Consider the following 14,728-nt stretch of genomic DNA (forward strand, 5'->3'; position numbering starts at 1 on the left):
CCGCCTTGCCCTGGGGCAATCCGCGTGCCTGAGGCCTGGTTTGCGTAAGTCATGTCTGAAATCCTTCGGTCGCACCTCGCCACGAACACCGGTAAATCAATCACCATGCTGAAAAAACTGCTCACCCTCGTCGCCATGCTGTTTGCCGTGGCATCTTTCGCCGCCGTGGACGTGAACACGGCCACCGAGGCGGAGCTCGACGGCATCAAGGGCATCGGGCCAGGCCTGTCGGGCCGCATCCTGGAAGAACGCAGAAGTGCACCTTTCAAGGACTGGAACGACTTCGTCGGCCGCGTGGGTGGTGTGGGCCACAAAAGCGCGGTGAACTTCTCCAAGGAAGGCCTCACCGTGGGTGGTAAAAAGTACAGCGCAGCGGCGGCCGCCAAGGCCGAAGCGAAGAACCAGCGCGGCCACAAGAAACAGGCCCCGGCACAGGGCGCTGACCGCAAGGCCCAAGAGGGCCCAGGAAAAGATGTGGCGGCCCCGGTGACCCCGCCGCCAGAGTCCACTTCCGCCGCCAGCGCTAGCAAAAACTAAGCACGCACCGCAAGCTACAAGCCCGCCTCGGCGGGCTTGTTTTTTTGGGCCATGGGTTGCGCAACGGCAAGGCCTGGGCAGGGACTTTGGGGGGTGCCCCTAAAATTGTTCGCGCATGCCCCTGATCACCCTCATCCTCCTCCCCTTCATCGGCAGCCTGCTGGCAGCGGTACTGCCCGCCAATGCCCGCAACACCGAGTCCACGCTGGCAGGCCTGATCGCCTTGTTCTGCACCGTGCAGGTGGCGCTCTACTTTCCCGAGATTGCCGATGGCGGCGTGCTGCGACAGGAGTTGGCGTGGCTCCCCGCCCTGGGCCTGAACCTCGTCATCCGCATGGATGGCTTTGCATGGATGTTCAGCATGCTGGTGCTGGGCGTGGGCAGCCTGGTGGTGCTGTATGCGCGCTATTACATGTCGGCGGCCGACCCGGTGCCGCGCTTTTTTGCGTTCTTTCTGGCGTTCATGGGGGCCATGGTGGGCGTGGTGCTGTCGGGCAACATCCTCCAGATTGCGTTCTTCTGGGAACTGACCAGCCTGTTTTCCTTCTTGCTGATCGGCTACTGGCACCACCGCAAGGATGCCCGGCGCGGCGCGCGCATGGCGCTGACGGTGACAGGCACGGGCGGCCTGTGCATGCTGGCTGGCATGCTGGTGCTGGGCCACATCGTCGGCAGCTACGACCTCGATCACGTGCTGGCCGCAGGCACGCTGATCAAGGCGCACCCGCTGTACCTGACCGCGCTGGTGCTGATCCTGCTGGGCGCGCTGACCAAAAGCGCGCAGTTCCCTTTTCACTTCTGGCTGCCCCATGCCATGGCCGCACCCACGCCCGTTTCGGCGTACCTGCACTCGGCCACCATGGTCAAGGCGGGCGTGTTTCTGATGGCGCGCCTGTGGCCTGCGCTGGCGGGCACCGAGGAGTGGTTCTGGCTGGTGGGTGGCGCGGGCCTGTGCACCTTGCTGGTGGGTGGCTATGCGGCGATGTTCCAGAACGACCTCAAAGGTCTGCTGGCGTATTCCACCATTTCGCACCTGGGCCTCATCACCTTGCTGCTGGGCCTGAACAGCCCGCTGGCCGCCGTGGCCGCCGTGTTCCACATCATGAACCACGCCACCTTCAAAGCCTCGCTGTTCATGGCCGTGGGCATCGTGGACCATGAAAGTGGCACGCGGGACATACGGAGGCTCTCCGGGCTGCGCAAGATGATGCCCATCACAGCCACCCTGGCCATGGTGGCCAGTGCTGCGATGGCAGGCGTGCCGCTGCTCAACGGCTTCCTGTCCAAGGAAATGTTCTTTGCCGAAACGGTGTACGTGAACACCACGCCGATGCTGGAATGGCTGCTGCCCGTGGCCGCCACCGTGGCGGGCATGTTCAGCGTGGCGTATTCGCTGCGCTTCACGGTCGATGTGTTCTGGGGCCCGCCCGCCACCGACCTGCCGCGCCCGCCCCACGAGCCGCCGCACTGGATGCGGGTGCCGGTCGAGCTGCTGGTGCTGGCCTGCCTCGTGGTGGGCACGCTGCCTGCCTGGTCCGTAGGCGCCTACCTGGCCGCAGCCGCGCGGCCGGTGGTGGGGGGCGAGCTGCCCACCTACAGCCTGGCGGTCTGGCACGGGTTCAACACACCGTTCGTGATGAGCCTGGTGGCCCTGGGCGGGGGCATCGCGCTGTATGCCCTGCTGCGCTGGCAGCGCGAAAAAGGCGTGCTGGATGCGCCACCGGTCATGCACCACATCAGCGGCCAGCGGCTGTTCGAAGGCACCCTGGCAGCCGTCACCCAGTGGGGCCGCCATGGCCGCCGGATGCTGGGCACCGGGCGCCTGCAATGGCAGATGCTGTGGCTGGTCAGTGCTGCGCTTGTGGCCTGCGTGCTGCCCCTGTGGGCACGGGGCCTGCCTATTGGCGACCGGGCGCAGCTGCCGCTGTCTCCGGCCTTCGCGCTGCTGTGGCTGCTGGGCGGGCTGTGCGCCATGGCGGCGGCCTGGCAGGCCAAGTACCACCGGCTGGCGGCGCTCACCCTGTTGGGCGGTGCGGGGCTGTGCGTGTGCCTGACCTTCCTCTGGTTCTCGGCCCCCGACCTGGCGCTCACGCAGATCGTGGTGGAGGTGGTCACCACCATCCTCATCCTGCTGGGCCTGCGCTGGCTGCCGCGCCGCGACGAAGCCCTGCGCAAGCCCACGCTGGCCGAAGAGCGCCGCACCCAATTGCGCCGCTACCGCGACATGGCGCTGGCACTGACCACGGGCGCGGGCATGGCCCTGCTGTCGTTTGCCATGATGAGCCGGCCTTTCCCCGACAGCACCTCGACCTTCTTCCTCGAGCGCGCGCTCAGCGAAGGCGGCGGCACCAACGTGGTCAACGTGATGCTGGTGGACTTCCGGGGCTTCGACACCTTTGGCGAGATCGTGGTGCTGGGCATCGTGGCGCTCACGGTGTATGCGCTGCTGCGGCGCTTTCGGCCCGCGCGCGAGGTGATGGACCTGCCGCCCCAGCAACGCGCCCTGCCCGCCGACGTGGACACCGATCTGTCCAATCCGCGCCAGACCGCCGACACCGCCGTGGGCTACCTCATGGTGCCTGCCGTGCTGGTGCGGCTGATGCTGCCGTTTGCCACGCTGGTGTCCATGTACCTGTTCATGCGCGGCCACAACGAGCCCGGCGGCGGCTTTGTGGCCGGGCTGGTGTTCTCGGTGGCGCTGCTGCTGCAGTACATCGTCTCGGGCACGTCATGGGTCGAGGCGCATCTGCCCCTGTACCCGCGCCGCTGGATCGGCGTGGGCCTGCTGGCCGCGCTGGCCACCGGGCTGGGCGCACTGGCCTGGGGCTACCCGTTCCTGACCAGCCACACGGCCCATTGGCACCTGCCGGTGGTGGGCGAGGTCCATGTGGCCAGCGCACTGTTCTTCGACATCGGCGTGTTCACGCTGGTGGTGGGCTCGACCATGCTCATCCTCACCGGCATCGCCCACCAGTCGGTGCGCAGCCATCGCTACAACCATGCGCGCGCCTCGGATGAAGCGCAGGCCACCGCAGACGCTGCCACCACACAGGGAGAAAGCCCATGGAACTGATTCTGGCCCTGGCCATCGGCGTGCTCACCGGCTCGGGCGTGTGGCTGCTGCTGCGGCCACGCACCTTCCAGGTCATCATGGGCCTGTCGCTGCTGTCGTATGCCGTCAACCTGTTCATCTTCAGCATGGGCCGCCTGGGCCTGGCCATCGACAAGGAACCTGTGCTGCAGCCGGGCCTGCCGCAGGACCTGGCCCACTACGCCGACCCCATGCCCCAGGCCCTCACGCTCACGGCCATCGTGATCGGCTTTGCGATGACCGCCCTCTTCCTCGTGGTGCTGCTGGCATCGCGCGGCATGGCGGGCACCGACCATGTGGACGGCACCCGCGCCAAGGATGCGCAGGAAATGCCGTGATGAAGAACCCCCCCCTAAGGCGCTGCGCGCCTTCCCCCCGCTCTCGCAGTGCTGCGCACTGCGGGCAGGGGGACGCAGCCCTCGCTGCGGGGCGGCCCTTGCTTGGCTGCCCTGGCCTGGGGCGCGCCAGTTTCATGCGCTGCGCCATGGACTTCTGGGGCGCTTCCCACTCTCGCTGCGGGGCGGCCCTTGCTTGGCTGCCCTCGCTCGGGGCGCGCCAATTTTGTGCGCAGCGCCTTGGACGAACCACATGACATCCATGCAACTTCTTCTGGAGCGGTTGATGCCGCACCTGATCCTGGCGCCCATCGCGCTGCCCATGCTCACGGCCGGGCTGATGCTGATGCTGCGCGAAGAGCGCCAGCGCACCAAGGTCACGCTCAATATCGTCTCCACCTTTCTGGGCCTGGTGATCGCAGTAATGCTGCTGGTGCAGGCCAAGGACCCGGGCCTTCCAGGCAGCCTGGGCGTGTACCTGCCCGGCAACTGGCCCGCGCCGTTTGGCATTGTGCTGGCCATCGACCGGCTCTCCGCGATGATGCTGGTGCTGGCCAGCACCGTGGCACTGGCCAGCGTGCTGTTCTCGGCCGCACGCTGGCACCGGGCGGGCGTGCACTTCCACCCACTGTTTCAGTTCCAGCTCATGGGGCTGGCGGGCGCGTTCCTCACGGCTGACCTGTTCAACCTGTTCGTGTTCTTCGAGATCATGCTGGCCGCGTCCTACGGCCTGCTGCTGCACGGCTCGGGCCGCCCGCGTGTATCGGCGGGGCTGCACTACATCGCCATCAACCTCGCGGCCTCGTCGCTGTTCCTGATCGGTGTGTCGATGCTCTATGGCATCACCGGCACCCTCAACATGGCCGACCTGGCCCAGAGCGTCGCCGGTGTTGCGCCCGCAGACCGAGGCCTGCTGCACGCGGCAGCGGCCGTGCTGGCCGTGGCCTTCCTCATCAAGGCCGCCGTGTGGCCTCTCAACTTCTGGCTGGTGCCTGCCTACAGCGCGGCCACCGCGCCGGTGGGCGCACTGTTTGCGCTGATGACGAAGGTGGGGGTGTACAGCGTGCTGCGGCTGTGGACGCTGTTGTTTGGCCCCGAGGCCGGAGACTCGGCCCAGTTTGGCAGCCAGTGGCTGATTGGCGGCGGCATGCTCACGATGGCCTTCGGTGCCATCGGCATGCTGGGCTCGCAGCGCCTGGGGCATCTGGCGGGCTTCGCGGCCATCCTATCGTCGGGCACGCTGCTGGCGGCCACCGGCTTTGGGCAGACCCTGCTCACGGCCGGGCTGCTGTACTACCTGCTCAGCTCCACGCTGGCCGTGAGCGCGCTCTTTCTGCTGGCCGACCTGATCGACCGCTGGCGCAACGATGGCTCGAACCTCGCCCCCTACGAGCAGACGGACGATGCGCCGTTCCTGTCGGCCGATCTGGTGCCCACCGAAGGCATGAACCTCGATGACCAGGAGGAGGCGCTCATCGGCGAGGTGATCCCGGCGGCTGCCGCGTTCCTGGGGCTGGCCTTCATGGCCTGCACGCTGGTCATCGCGGGCCTGCCACCCCTGCCCGGCTTTGTGGGCAAGGTCGCCATGGTCCACGCATTGCTCAATCCCCTCGGGCTCGGGGCCTCTGCCGGGTTCCACCTGGGCGCTGCGGGCTGGATGCTGGTGGCCCTGCTCGTGGGGTCGGGCCTGCTCGCGCTGCTGGCGCTCACGCGTGCGGGCATCCGCCACTTCTGGGCGGCGCACGACCGCACATCCCCCAAGCTGCTCGTGCTGGAAGGCCTGCCCATCGCACTGCTGCTGGTGGCCAGCGCGGCCCTGGTGTGGCAGGCGGGCGCCGTGATGCGCTACACCCAGGCCACGGCCGACGCGCTGCATGCGCCGTCCACCTACGTGCGCGCCGTGATGACCACCACCCCGGTGCCCAACCCGCCCCACGCGGACGCGCCTGCCCCCCAAGGAACCACGCCCCCATGAAGCCCCGCAACACCCCCGTGCAGCGGCCGTTCAAACGCCTGGTGCCCGCCCCCGTACTCTCGCTGGCGCTGCTGGTACTGTGGCTGCTGCTCAACCGCAGCCTGAGCGCGGGCCACATCGTGCTGGGCACAGCACTGGCGCTGGCCATCCCGCTGCTCACGGCCGGGCTGCGCCCGCTGCCCGTGCGCATCCGCAAACCCGGCGCCGTGCTGCGCCTGGCGCTCACGGTGATGGCCGACACCACACGTTCCAACCTGGCCGTGGCACGACTGCTGCTGGCGCCGGGCCGCCGGCGGCACCCCTCGGGCTTTGTGCACATTCCGCTGGAAGTGCGCGACCCCAACGCGCTGGCCGTGCTGGCGATGATCGTCTGCATCACCCCCGGCACGGCCTGGGCCGAGCTGTCGCTGGACCGCAGCGTGCTGCTGCTGCATGTGCTGGAGCTGGACGACCCCGCCACGGTCATTGCAGATGTGAAGCAGCGCTACGAAGCCCCTTTGATGGAGATCTTTGAATGACCCCTGTCCTCGACTGGGCCTTGCCCATCGCCCTGTTCATGCTGGCCCTGGCCATGGGCTGCGCGCTGATCCGCCTGCTCAAAGGCCCTTCCGCACAAGACCGGGTGCTGGCGCTCGATTGCATGTACCTGAGCGGCATGCTGGTGATGCTGGTGCTGGGCCTGCTGTACGGCAGCAAGAACTACTTCGAGGCCGCTCTGCTGTTGGCGCTGTTCAGTTTTGTCGGCTCGATGGCCATGGCCAAGTTTTTGCTGCGTGGCGAGGTGATCGAATGACCGAAGCCACTACCACCGTTACCGCCGTGCTGCCGCTCTGGCTCGAAATCATCGTGGCCGTGCTGGTGCTGTCGGGCGCGGGGCTGGCGCTGCTGGGCTCTACCGGCCTGCTGCGCCTGCCCACGTTCTTCGAGCGTGTGCACGCGCCCGCCATCATCGCCACGCTGGGCTGCTGGCTGATCATGCACGGCACGGTGCTGTACTTCTCGGTGGCCGACCGCAGCCTGGCGCTGCATGCGCTGTTGATCGCCGTGTTCGTGGCGATCACGGTGCCGATCATGTCGATCTTCTTGATGCGCGCGGCGCTGTTCCGCGCGCGGCAGATGGGGCTGAATGTGCCGCCGAGCCTGAGCCAGCCCAAGGCGCCATCCGAAACCGAAGACTCCTGATTTAATAGCTGCCAGCGCTTTATGGATAAGCGCTAGCGGCTATTTTCACCCCTATTTTTGACCTGAAGACCCGAATCCACCGCCGCCCGGCGTGTGGATTTCAAACACATCGCCCGGCAGCATTTCGGCTTGGCCGATGTGGTCCAGCAGCTCCACACGGCCATCGCTGCGCACCACCTTGTTGATGCCCACGGCCCCCGGCTGGCCGCCCGCCATGCCAAACGCGCCATGGTGGCGGCCGTTCGACAGGATGCTGGCCGTCATCGGCTCCAGAAAGCGCACACGGCGGATGCCACCGTCACCGCCCTTCCACTGCCCGGCGCCGCCCGAGCCCTTGCGGATCTCGTAGCCCTCCAGCCGCACGGGGAAGCGGAACTCCAGCACCTCGGGGTCCGTGAGGCGCGAGTTGGTCATGTGGCATTGCACGACGCTGGTGCCTGCAAAGCCACCGGTGAGCTGCCCGTTGGCATCCCACACGCCGCCCGCGCCGCTGCCCCCCGAGATCGTCTCGTAGTACTGGTAGCGCGTGCTGCCAAAGGTGAAGTTGTTCATGGTGCACTGCCCCGCCGCCATCAGGCCCAGTGCGCCGTACAGCGCATTGGTGATGCAGGTGGAAGTCTCCACATTGCCCGCCACCACCGAGGCTGGGGGGTTGGGGTTGAGCATGCTGCCCGGCGGGATGATGACGTTGAGCGGCTTGAGGCACCCGGCGTTGAGCGGAATGTCGTCGTCCACCAGCGTGCGGAACACATACAGCACCGCCGCCATGCACACCGCCGTGGGCGCGTTGAAGTTGTTCGTCTGCTGCGCGCTGGTGCCGGTGAAGTCGATGGTGGCGCTGCGGCTCTTGGCATCCACCTTCACAGCCACGCTGATCTGCGCGCCGTTGTCCAGTGGCAGCGTGAACGCACCGTCCTTCAGGCGCGTGATCACGCGGCGCACCGATTCCTCGGCGTTGTCCTGCACGTGGTTCATGTACGCCAGCACGACGTCGAGCCCGAACTCGCCCACCATGCGGCGCAGCTCCTGCTGGCCCTTCTCGTTGGCGGCGATCTGCGCGCGCAGGTCGGCCATGTTCTGCTGCGGGTTGCGGCTGGGGTACTCGCCGCTTTCCAGCAGCGCAATCATCTCCGCCTCGCGCAGCACGCCGCGCTCGACCAGCTTCACGTTGTTGATCTGCACGCCCTCTTCCTCGATGCGCGTGGAGAACGGTGGCATGGAGCCCGGCGTGGTGCCGCCCACATCGGCGTGGTGGCCCCGGCTGCCGACGTAGAACGTGGGCTCGGCGTTGTCCCCCAGGTAGACCGGCGTGATCACTGTGATGTCGGGCAGGTGCGTGCCGCCGTGGTAGGGGTCGTTGAGCACGAACACATCACCCGGCTGCATGCGCCCGGCGTTGTCACGTATCACCGTCTTGATGCTCTCGCCCATCGAGCCCAGGTGCACCGGCATGTGCGGTGCGTTGGCGATGAGGTTGCCTTCGGTGTCGAACAGTGCGCAGCTGAAATCGAGCCGCTCTTTGATGTTCACCGAGTAGGCCGTGTTCTGCAGCTGCAGGCCCATCTGCTCGGCGATGTTCATGAACAGGTTGTTGAACACTTCCAGCAGTACCGGGTCCACCGTGGTGCCCACGGCATGCTGCACGGCGCGCGCCACGCGGCGGTTGAGCAGCAGGTGGTCCAGGTCGGTCAGCGCGGCCTCCCAGCCGGGCTCCACGATGGTGGTGGCATTCTTCTCGGCAATGATGGCCGGGCCGGGGATCACGTCGCCGGGGCGCAAATCCTCGCGCACCACCAGGACCGCGTCGTGCCAGGCGGCCACTCCATCCACACCACCTGTGTACATGCGCACGGTGCTGCGGCGCGGCACCTCGCGCGCGGGCTGCATTGCGTGGCGCGGCTCCACCGGTGCGTCGCCGGGCACCACGGCCTCGACCGACACAGCCTCCACCACCAGGCCCTTGCCCTGCATCAGGAAGGCAAAACGCTGGCGGTAGGCGTTCTCGAATGCGGCGGTGATTTCGGCCATCGAACCCAACGGCACGATGAGCGCCGAGTCGCTGCCCTCGTAACGGACGTGCACACGGCGGTGCACCACGGCTGTGCCACTGCCCGACTGCTGGCGCTCCAGCTCGGTGCGCGCGGTGGTGGCCAGTTGCTCCAGCGTGGCCTCAATGCCTGCCAGCGCCTCGGGCACCAGCTTCGTTTCTACAGCCTGTTCGCGGATCACGTTCTGGTCGGCCAGGCCCATACCGTAAGCACTGAGCACGCCCGCCAGCGGGTGCACAAACACGCGCGTCATGCCTAAAGCATCGGCCACCAAACACGCATGCTGGCCGCCCGCGCCCCCAAAGCATTGCAGCGTGTAGCGCGTCACGTCATACCCGCGCGCTACGCTGATCTTCTTGATCGCGTTGGCCATCTGCTGCACGGCGATCTGGATGAAGCCATGGGCCACGTCTTCTTGCGAGCGGCCGCTTTGCACCGCTAGCTGCGCGAACTTCTGCCCCACCACGTCGCGGTCGAGCGCCTCGTTGGCTGCATGGCCAAACACCTTGGGGAAATGTGCGGGCTGGATCTTGCCCACCATCACGTTCGCATCCGTCACGGCCAGCGGGCCGCCCCGGCGGTAGCTGGCGGGGCCGGGGTTGGCGCCCGCGCTTTCGGGGCCCACACGAAAGCGCGCACCGTCAAAACCCAAGATAGAACCGCCGCCGGCCGCCACGGTGTAGATGCTCATCATGGGGGCGCGCATGCGCACACCGGCCACCTGGGTCTCGAACTCGCGCTCGAACTCGCCCGCGTAGTGGCTCACGTCGGTGCTGGTGCCGCCCATGTCGAAGCCGATGACCTTGTCGTGGCCTGCCAAACCGGCGGTGCGGGCCATGCCCACAATGCCGCCTGCGGGGCCGCTCAAGATCGCGTCCTTGCCCTGGAACACCTGGGCATCAGTCAGCCCGCCCGACGACTGCATGAAGAACAGTTGCACGCCTGGCATCTCGCTCGCCACCTGGTCCACATAGCGGCGCAGGATGGGCGACAGGTACGCATCCACCACCGTGGTGTCGCCCCGGCTCACCAGCTTCATCATGGGGCTGGTGGCGTGGGATGCGCTCACCTGTGTAAAGCCCGCTGCGCGCGCAATGCGGGCGGCGGCTTCTTCGTGTGCGGTGTAGCGATAACCGTGCATGAACACGATGGCCGCGCTGCGCAGGCCCGCGTCGTAGGCGGCCCACAGGCGTTCCTTGAGGTGGTCTTCATCCAGCGGCTCGATCACCTCACCCTGCGCGCCCACACGCTCCTGCGCCTCGATCACGCGCTCGTACAACAGCTCGGGCAGCACGATGCGCCGGTCAAACAAACGCGGGCGGTTCTGGTAGGCGATGCGCAGCGCATCCTTGAAGCCCTTGGTGGTGATGAGCAGCGTGGGCTCGCCCTTGCGTTCCAGCAGCGCGTTGGTGGCCACGGTGGTGCCCATCTTCACGCACTCGACCAGCTCGGGCGTCACCGCCTCGCCGGGCTTCAAACCCAGCAGGTGGCGGATGCCCGCGACAGCCGCGTCCTTGTACTGCTCGGGGTTTTCGGACAGCAGCTTGTGCGTGACCAGGCTGAACGAACCATCCGGGTTGGGCCGCCGGCCCACCACATCGGTGAAGGTGCCGCCCCGGTCGATCCAGAACTGCCAGCGGGACATGGGCGAAACTTGGTGGGACATGAATCACTATCTTTTTGATAGCTATTAGCGCTTATTGAATAAGCGCTAGAGCATGGTTTTTTTCAAATATCTGGGCACAGATCACAGGGACGCGGCCGATCGCGCCGCCTGGTCGTACATGCCCGAGAGCACACGCAGCAAACGGGCCAGCTCGCCGATGTCGCGGTTCAGCGCGTCGTCGGCCTGCAGCGCATCGATGAGGCAGCTTTCGCGAATCTCACGGTAGCGCTGCACGTAGGCGCGGCCCACATCGGTGGCAGCGTAAGTCACTTCCTTGCCGTTTTTCTGCGACGCGACGACGCCCAGGTTCTGCAGCTTCTTGAGCGCGTAGTTCACCAGGTGCGTGTCCTCCACGTTCATGATGAAGCAGATGTCGGCCAGGCGCTTGTCGCGCGCGCGGTGCGTCACATGGTGCAGAACCAGCACATCGAGCGGCGTGAGGTCCTTGAGGCCCGCGGCCGACATGCAGTGCGCCACCCAGCGGTGGAAGGCGTTGCCCGCCACGATGAGCCCGAACTCGAATTCACTCATCTCGGCACTCTGCGCCGACACGAGGTGCGCTGACGACACGATGGGGCCGGAATCGCCCTTGGCCTTGGACCCGGATTTCATGATGGACAGCAGCGCCTCGGAGAAAAAAGAAAAACTGGCACGGGATATGCAATGGCCATTGTAGGCAGCATGACAATGATTTGTTGGCAATTTGTCAGCGTTTAGGCAAAACACCTATGCCGTGGCCCCTTGCTTTATATACAGTGGCTTACCCCCACGATCCAACTTGCGGAGCACTTCATGAAGCGTCGAATTTTCCCCGCCACAGCCCTCTGCCTGGCAATGGCCTTTGGTTTCACTGCCACCTCGGTCATGGCCCAGACCAAATGGGATCTGGCCGCCGCCTATCCGGTCAGCAATTTCCACACCGAGAACCTGATGCAGTTCGCCAAGGACGTGGACGCGGCCAGCGCGGGCAAGCTCAAGATCACCGTGCATGCCAACGCCTCGCTGTTCAAGGCCAACGAGATCAAGCGCGCAGTGCAAGGTGGGCAGGCCCCCATGGGCGAAGTGCTGCTGGGCAATTTTGAAAACGAAAACCCTCTGTACGGCGTGGACGGCATCCCCTTCCTGGCCACCTCGTATGCAGATTCCAAGCGCCTGTACGACGCCCAGAAGGCCTCGCTGGACCGGTTGCTGGGCACGCAGGGCATGAAGCTGCTGTATGCCGTGGCGTGGCCACCGCAGGGCATCTACTCGAAGAAGGAACTGGCCTCGGTGGCCGACCTGCGTGGCATCAAGTGGCGCGCCTACAGCCCCGCCACGGCCAAGATCGCCGAGCTGATCGGTGCGCAGCCGGTGACCATCCAGGCGGCCGAACTCTCACAGGCGCTGGCTACGGGCGTGGTCGAGGCCACCATGACGTCCGGCTCCACCGGCTATGACAGCAAGATCTACGAAAGCATCAAGCTCTTTCATGACACCCAGGCCTGGCTGCCCAAGAACGCGGTCATCGTGAACAAGAAGGCTTTTGACGCACTGGACAAGCCCAGCCAGGACGCCCTGCTCAAGGCATCGGCCGAGGCCGAGTCGCGCGGCTGGAAGCTCAGCGAAGAAAAGACCGAGTGGTACAAGAAAGCCCTGGTCGAGAAGGGCATGAAGATTGTCACCCCTGCCCCCAAGCTGATGGCCGACATGCGCCAGGTGGGCGAGATCATGCTGGGCGACTGGGTCAAGAAGGCCGGACCCGAGGGTGAAGCCATCATCGCCGCCTACCGCAAGAGTGCCCCCGCCGCTGCGGCACCGGCCAAGAAGTGACCATGCTGCGCCGCTGGCTCGACCGCATCTACCTCGCCGCCGGCGCCGTGGGCGCCGCGTTCATCGCGCTGATCTGCGTGCTCATGGTCGCGCAGAGCATCATGCGCGAACTGGGGCTGCGCACGGGCGCCATCAACGACATCGTGGCGTGGTTCTGCGCAGCGGCCGCCTTCCTGGCCATGGCCCATGCCTTCAAGCACGGTGACTTCGTGCGCGTGACGCTGCTGCTGGAAAAGCTGTCCCCGCGCCGCTGCCGCCAGCTCGAGGTGGTGTCGCTGGCGATCGGGTCGGTGGCCGTGGGCTACCTCATGTGGGCGGCCTGCAGCTACACGTATGAGAGCTGGGAGTTCAACGACATCTCGCAGGGCCTGCTGCCCATGCCGCTGTGGATTCCGCAGCTGAGCTTTGCGCTCGGATCCATTTTGCTGTGGGTGGCCGTGGTCGATGAATTCATCATCGTGCTGCGCGGCGGCGTGCCCACCTTCGTGCGCGCCGTCGAAGAGCGCCATGCCAAGGGCGATTTTTCCTCTGACATATGAAGCCCCCCTGAGGCGCTGCGCGCCTTCCCCCTGAGGGGGACGCCACCGGTGGCCCGGCGAAGCCGGTTCCACGGTGGCACTGGTTTTGGGTAGCGCCGGTTTTTGCGTTGGGTGGAAAGCGCAACGCAATGAGTGCGCAACGAGTGACTACCGATAACAACAGGCCGTGTGGGACATAGCACCGGGCGGCCCAGAAAGTTCGACATGGATATCTTGATGGTGGGCGGCGTCCTGCTGGTACTGATGCTGGTGCTGCTGTCCGGCGGTGTCTGGATCGCGATGACCCTGGCGATCTGCGGCTGGGTGGGGCAGGCGTTCTTCACCTCCACGCAGCCGGCCAAGAATTTGTTCTCGGCGTTCTGGGAGAGCAATGCGAGCTGGGAGCTGGCGGCGCTGCCGTTGTTCATCTGGATGGGCGAAATCCTGTTTCGCACCAAGCTCAGCGAAGAGATGTTCGAGGGCCTGCGGCCCTGGCTCAACCGCGTGCCCGGGCGGCTGATGCACACCACCATCCTGGGCTGCGGCATCTTCGGCTCGGTGTCGGGTTCGTCGGCCGCAACGTGCGCCACCATCAGCAAGGTGGCCCTGCCCGAGCTGATGAAGCGCGGCTACGACGAGAAGCTGGCACTGGGGTCGCTGGCCACGGCCGGCACGCTGGGCATCCTCATCCCGCCCTCCATCACCATGGTGGTGTATGCGGTGGCAGCCGACGCGTCCATCATCCGCATCTTTCTGGCAGGCTTCCTGCCGGGCATTTTGCTGATGCTGCTGTTCTCGGGCTACATCGGCTGGTGGAGCCTGCGCAACACCGACAAGGTGCCCGCGGCCGACCCGCCTTCGACGCTGCGCGAGAAGATCCGCAAGTCCGGCAACCTGATCCCCGTGGGCGTGCTCATCGTCTTCATCGTCACCGTGCTCATCACCGGCTACGCCACCGCCACCGAATGCGCGGCCTACGGCGTGGTGGGCTCGCTGGGTCTGGCGCTGTGGAGCCGGTCGCTCACCTGGCAGAACTTCAAGGACGGGCTGATGGGCACCACGCGCACCAGCTGCATGATCATGTTCATCCTGGCAGGCGCGGCCTTTCTGACCAAGACCATGGCCTTCACCGGCATCCCGCGCGAACTGGCCGAGTGGGTCAACGCCATGCACCTGTCGCCGTTCGCGCTCATCAGCGTGCTGGTGGTGGTCTACCTGGTCCTGGGCACGGCGCTCGACGGCATCAGCATGATCGTGCTGACCAGCGCCGTGGTGCTGCCCATGATCCAGCAGGCCGGGTTCGATTTGATCTGGTTCGGCATCTTCATCGTGCTGCTGGTCGAAATTGCCGAGGTCACGCCGCCGGTGGGCTTCAACCTCTTCGTGCTGCAGAACATGACGGGCAAGGACAGCAACACCATCGCGCGCGCCGCGATTCCGTTCTTCCTGTGCCTGGTGGTCTGCATTGCACTCATCACGATCTTTCCGCAGATCGTGACCATCCTTCCCGATCTGGTCATGGGCGCGGAGAAGTAGCTCGGTCCAGCCCAGGGTACGATCAGCACCC

Annotated in this window: 12 protein-coding genes; 10 read left to right on the top strand and 2 right to left on the bottom strand. The window is 66.0% G+C overall.

What is annotated here, in order from left to right:
• The first annotated feature begins 105 nt into the window (after nucleotides 1–105).
• The 7 genes from ARADN35_RS0121145 to mnhG all read left to right on the top strand — a co-directional run bounded on the left by ARADN35_RS0121145 (nucleotide 106) and on the right by mnhG (nucleotide 7,120).
• On the top strand, nucleotides 106–537 hold the full coding sequence (locus tag ARADN35_RS0121145; RefSeq protein ID WP_010465752.1) for a helix-hairpin-helix domain-containing protein: 432 nt from the start codon (nucleotides 106–108) through the stop codon (nucleotides 535–537).
• A 115-nt stretch (nucleotides 538–652) separates the two neighbouring features.
• On the top strand, nucleotides 653–3,610 hold the full coding sequence (locus ARADN35_RS0121150; RefSeq protein WP_010465753.1) for a monovalent cation/H+ antiporter subunit A: 2,958 nt from the start codon (nucleotides 653–655) through the stop codon (nucleotides 3,608–3,610).
• Nucleotides 3,601–3,966 carry a Na+/H+ antiporter subunit C gene (locus ARADN35_RS0121155; RefSeq protein ID WP_010465754.1) on the top strand — a complete coding sequence of 122 codons (366 nt, stop codon included), beginning with the start codon at nucleotides 3,601–3,603 and terminating at the stop codon, nucleotides 3,964–3,966. The genes ARADN35_RS0121150 and ARADN35_RS0121155 overlap by 10 nt, the downstream gene beginning before the upstream one ends.
• 259 nt (nucleotides 3,967–4,225) lie before the next feature.
• Nucleotides 4,226–5,938 (top strand): monovalent cation/H+ antiporter subunit D, encoded by a 1,713-nt coding sequence (locus ARADN35_RS26680; protein ID WP_244265935.1) that lies wholly within the window; start codon nucleotides 4,226–4,228, stop codon nucleotides 5,936–5,938.
• Nucleotides 5,935–6,456, top strand: a complete 522-nt coding sequence (locus ARADN35_RS0121165; RefSeq protein WP_010465756.1) for a Na+/H+ antiporter subunit E — start codon at nucleotides 5,935–5,937, stop codon at nucleotides 6,454–6,456. The genes ARADN35_RS26680 and ARADN35_RS0121165 overlap by 4 nt, the downstream gene beginning before the upstream one ends.
• A complete protein-coding gene (locus ARADN35_RS0121170; protein ID WP_010465757.1) occupies nucleotides 6,453–6,731 on the top strand; it encodes a K+/H+ antiporter subunit F in 279 nt (92 codons plus the stop codon). Before ARADN35_RS0121165 ends, ARADN35_RS0121170 begins: the two co-directional genes overlap by 4 nt.
• On the top strand, nucleotides 6,728–7,120 hold the full coding sequence (mnhG, locus tag ARADN35_RS0121175) for a monovalent cation/H(+) antiporter subunit G (protein ID WP_010465758.1): 393 nt from the start codon (nucleotides 6,728–6,730) through the stop codon (nucleotides 7,118–7,120). The genes ARADN35_RS0121170 and mnhG overlap by 4 nt, the downstream gene beginning before the upstream one ends.
• Nucleotides 7,121–7,171: 51 nt before the next feature.
• Here the strand turns inward: mnhG and ARADN35_RS0121180 are convergent, their stop codons facing one another.
• Nucleotides 7,172–10,834 carry a hydantoinase B/oxoprolinase family protein gene (locus ARADN35_RS0121180; RefSeq protein ID WP_010465759.1) on the bottom strand — a complete coding sequence of 1,221 codons (3,663 nt, stop codon included), beginning with the start codon at nucleotides 10,832–10,834 and terminating at the stop codon, nucleotides 7,172–7,174.
• Nucleotides 10,835–10,915: 81 nt separating this feature from the next.
• Entirely contained in the window at nucleotides 10,916–11,446 is a 531-nt protein-coding gene (locus ARADN35_RS0121185) for a winged helix DNA-binding protein (RefSeq protein WP_010465760.1), read from the bottom strand.
• A 180-nt stretch (nucleotides 11,447–11,626) separates the two neighbouring features.
• On the opposite strand from ARADN35_RS0121185, the gene ARADN35_RS0121190 reads away from it, so the two are divergent.
• From ARADN35_RS0121190 to ARADN35_RS0121200, 3 genes are all read left to right on the top strand, one after another.
• Complete coding sequence (locus tag ARADN35_RS0121190) at nucleotides 11,627–12,643, top strand: TRAP transporter substrate-binding protein (RefSeq protein ID WP_029414268.1); 1,017 nt, start codon at nucleotides 11,627–11,629, stop codon at nucleotides 12,641–12,643.
• Nucleotides 12,644–12,645: 2 nt separating this feature from the next.
• A complete protein-coding gene (locus ARADN35_RS0121195) occupies nucleotides 12,646–13,182 on the top strand; it encodes a TRAP transporter small permease (protein WP_010465762.1) in 537 nt (178 codons plus the stop codon).
• Nucleotides 13,183–13,386: 204 nt separating this feature from the next.
• Nucleotides 13,387–14,697: a TRAP transporter large permease gene (locus tag ARADN35_RS0121200; RefSeq protein WP_010465763.1), complete on the top strand. Its 1,311-nt coding sequence runs from the start codon at nucleotides 13,387–13,389 to the stop codon at nucleotides 14,695–14,697.
• The last annotated feature ends 31 nt before the right edge of the window (nucleotides 14,698–14,728 follow it).

Origin of the sequence: Acidovorax radicis N35 (assembly GCF_000204195.1) — a bacterium.
Lineage (GTDB): Bacteria > Pseudomonadota > Gammaproteobacteria > Burkholderiales > Burkholderiaceae_C > Acidovorax > Acidovorax radicis.

Excerpts from the sequence above, each read along its gene's own strand:
- ARADN35_RS0121145 (WP_010465752.1), top strand. The coding sequence starts at position 106 with ATGCTGAAAAAACTGCTCACCCTCGTCGCCATGCTGTTTGCCGTGGCA.
- ARADN35_RS0121150 (WP_010465753.1), top strand. The coding sequence starts at position 653 with ATGCCCCTGATCACCCTCATCCTCCTCCCCTTCATCGGCAGCCTGCTG.
- ARADN35_RS0121155 (WP_010465754.1), top strand. The coding sequence starts at position 3,601 with ATGGAACTGATTCTGGCCCTGGCCATCGGCGTGCTCACCGGCTCGGGC.
- ARADN35_RS26680 (WP_244265935.1), top strand. The coding sequence starts at position 4,226 with ATGCAACTTCTTCTGGAGCGGTTGATGCCGCACCTGATCCTGGCGCCC.
- ARADN35_RS0121165 (WP_010465756.1), top strand. The coding sequence starts at position 5,935 with ATGAAGCCCCGCAACACCCCCGTGCAGCGGCCGTTCAAACGCCTGGTG.
- ARADN35_RS0121170 (WP_010465757.1), top strand. The coding sequence starts at position 6,453 with ATGACCCCTGTCCTCGACTGGGCCTTGCCCATCGCCCTGTTCATGCTG.
- mnhG (WP_010465758.1), top strand. The coding sequence starts at position 6,728 with ATGACCGAAGCCACTACCACCGTTACCGCCGTGCTGCCGCTCTGGCTC.
- ARADN35_RS0121180 (WP_010465759.1), bottom strand. The coding sequence starts at position 10,834 with ATGTCCCACCAAGTTTCGCCCATGTCCCGCTGGCAGTTCTGGATCGAC.
- ARADN35_RS0121185 (WP_010465760.1), bottom strand. The coding sequence starts at position 11,446 with ATGAAATCCGGGTCCAAGGCCAAGGGCGATTCCGGCCCCATCGTGTCG.
- ARADN35_RS0121190 (WP_029414268.1), top strand. The coding sequence starts at position 11,627 with ATGAAGCGTCGAATTTTCCCCGCCACAGCCCTCTGCCTGGCAATGGCC.
- ARADN35_RS0121195 (WP_010465762.1), top strand. The coding sequence starts at position 12,646 with ATGCTGCGCCGCTGGCTCGACCGCATCTACCTCGCCGCCGGCGCCGTG.
- ARADN35_RS0121200 (WP_010465763.1), top strand. The coding sequence starts at position 13,387 with ATGGATATCTTGATGGTGGGCGGCGTCCTGCTGGTACTGATGCTGGTG.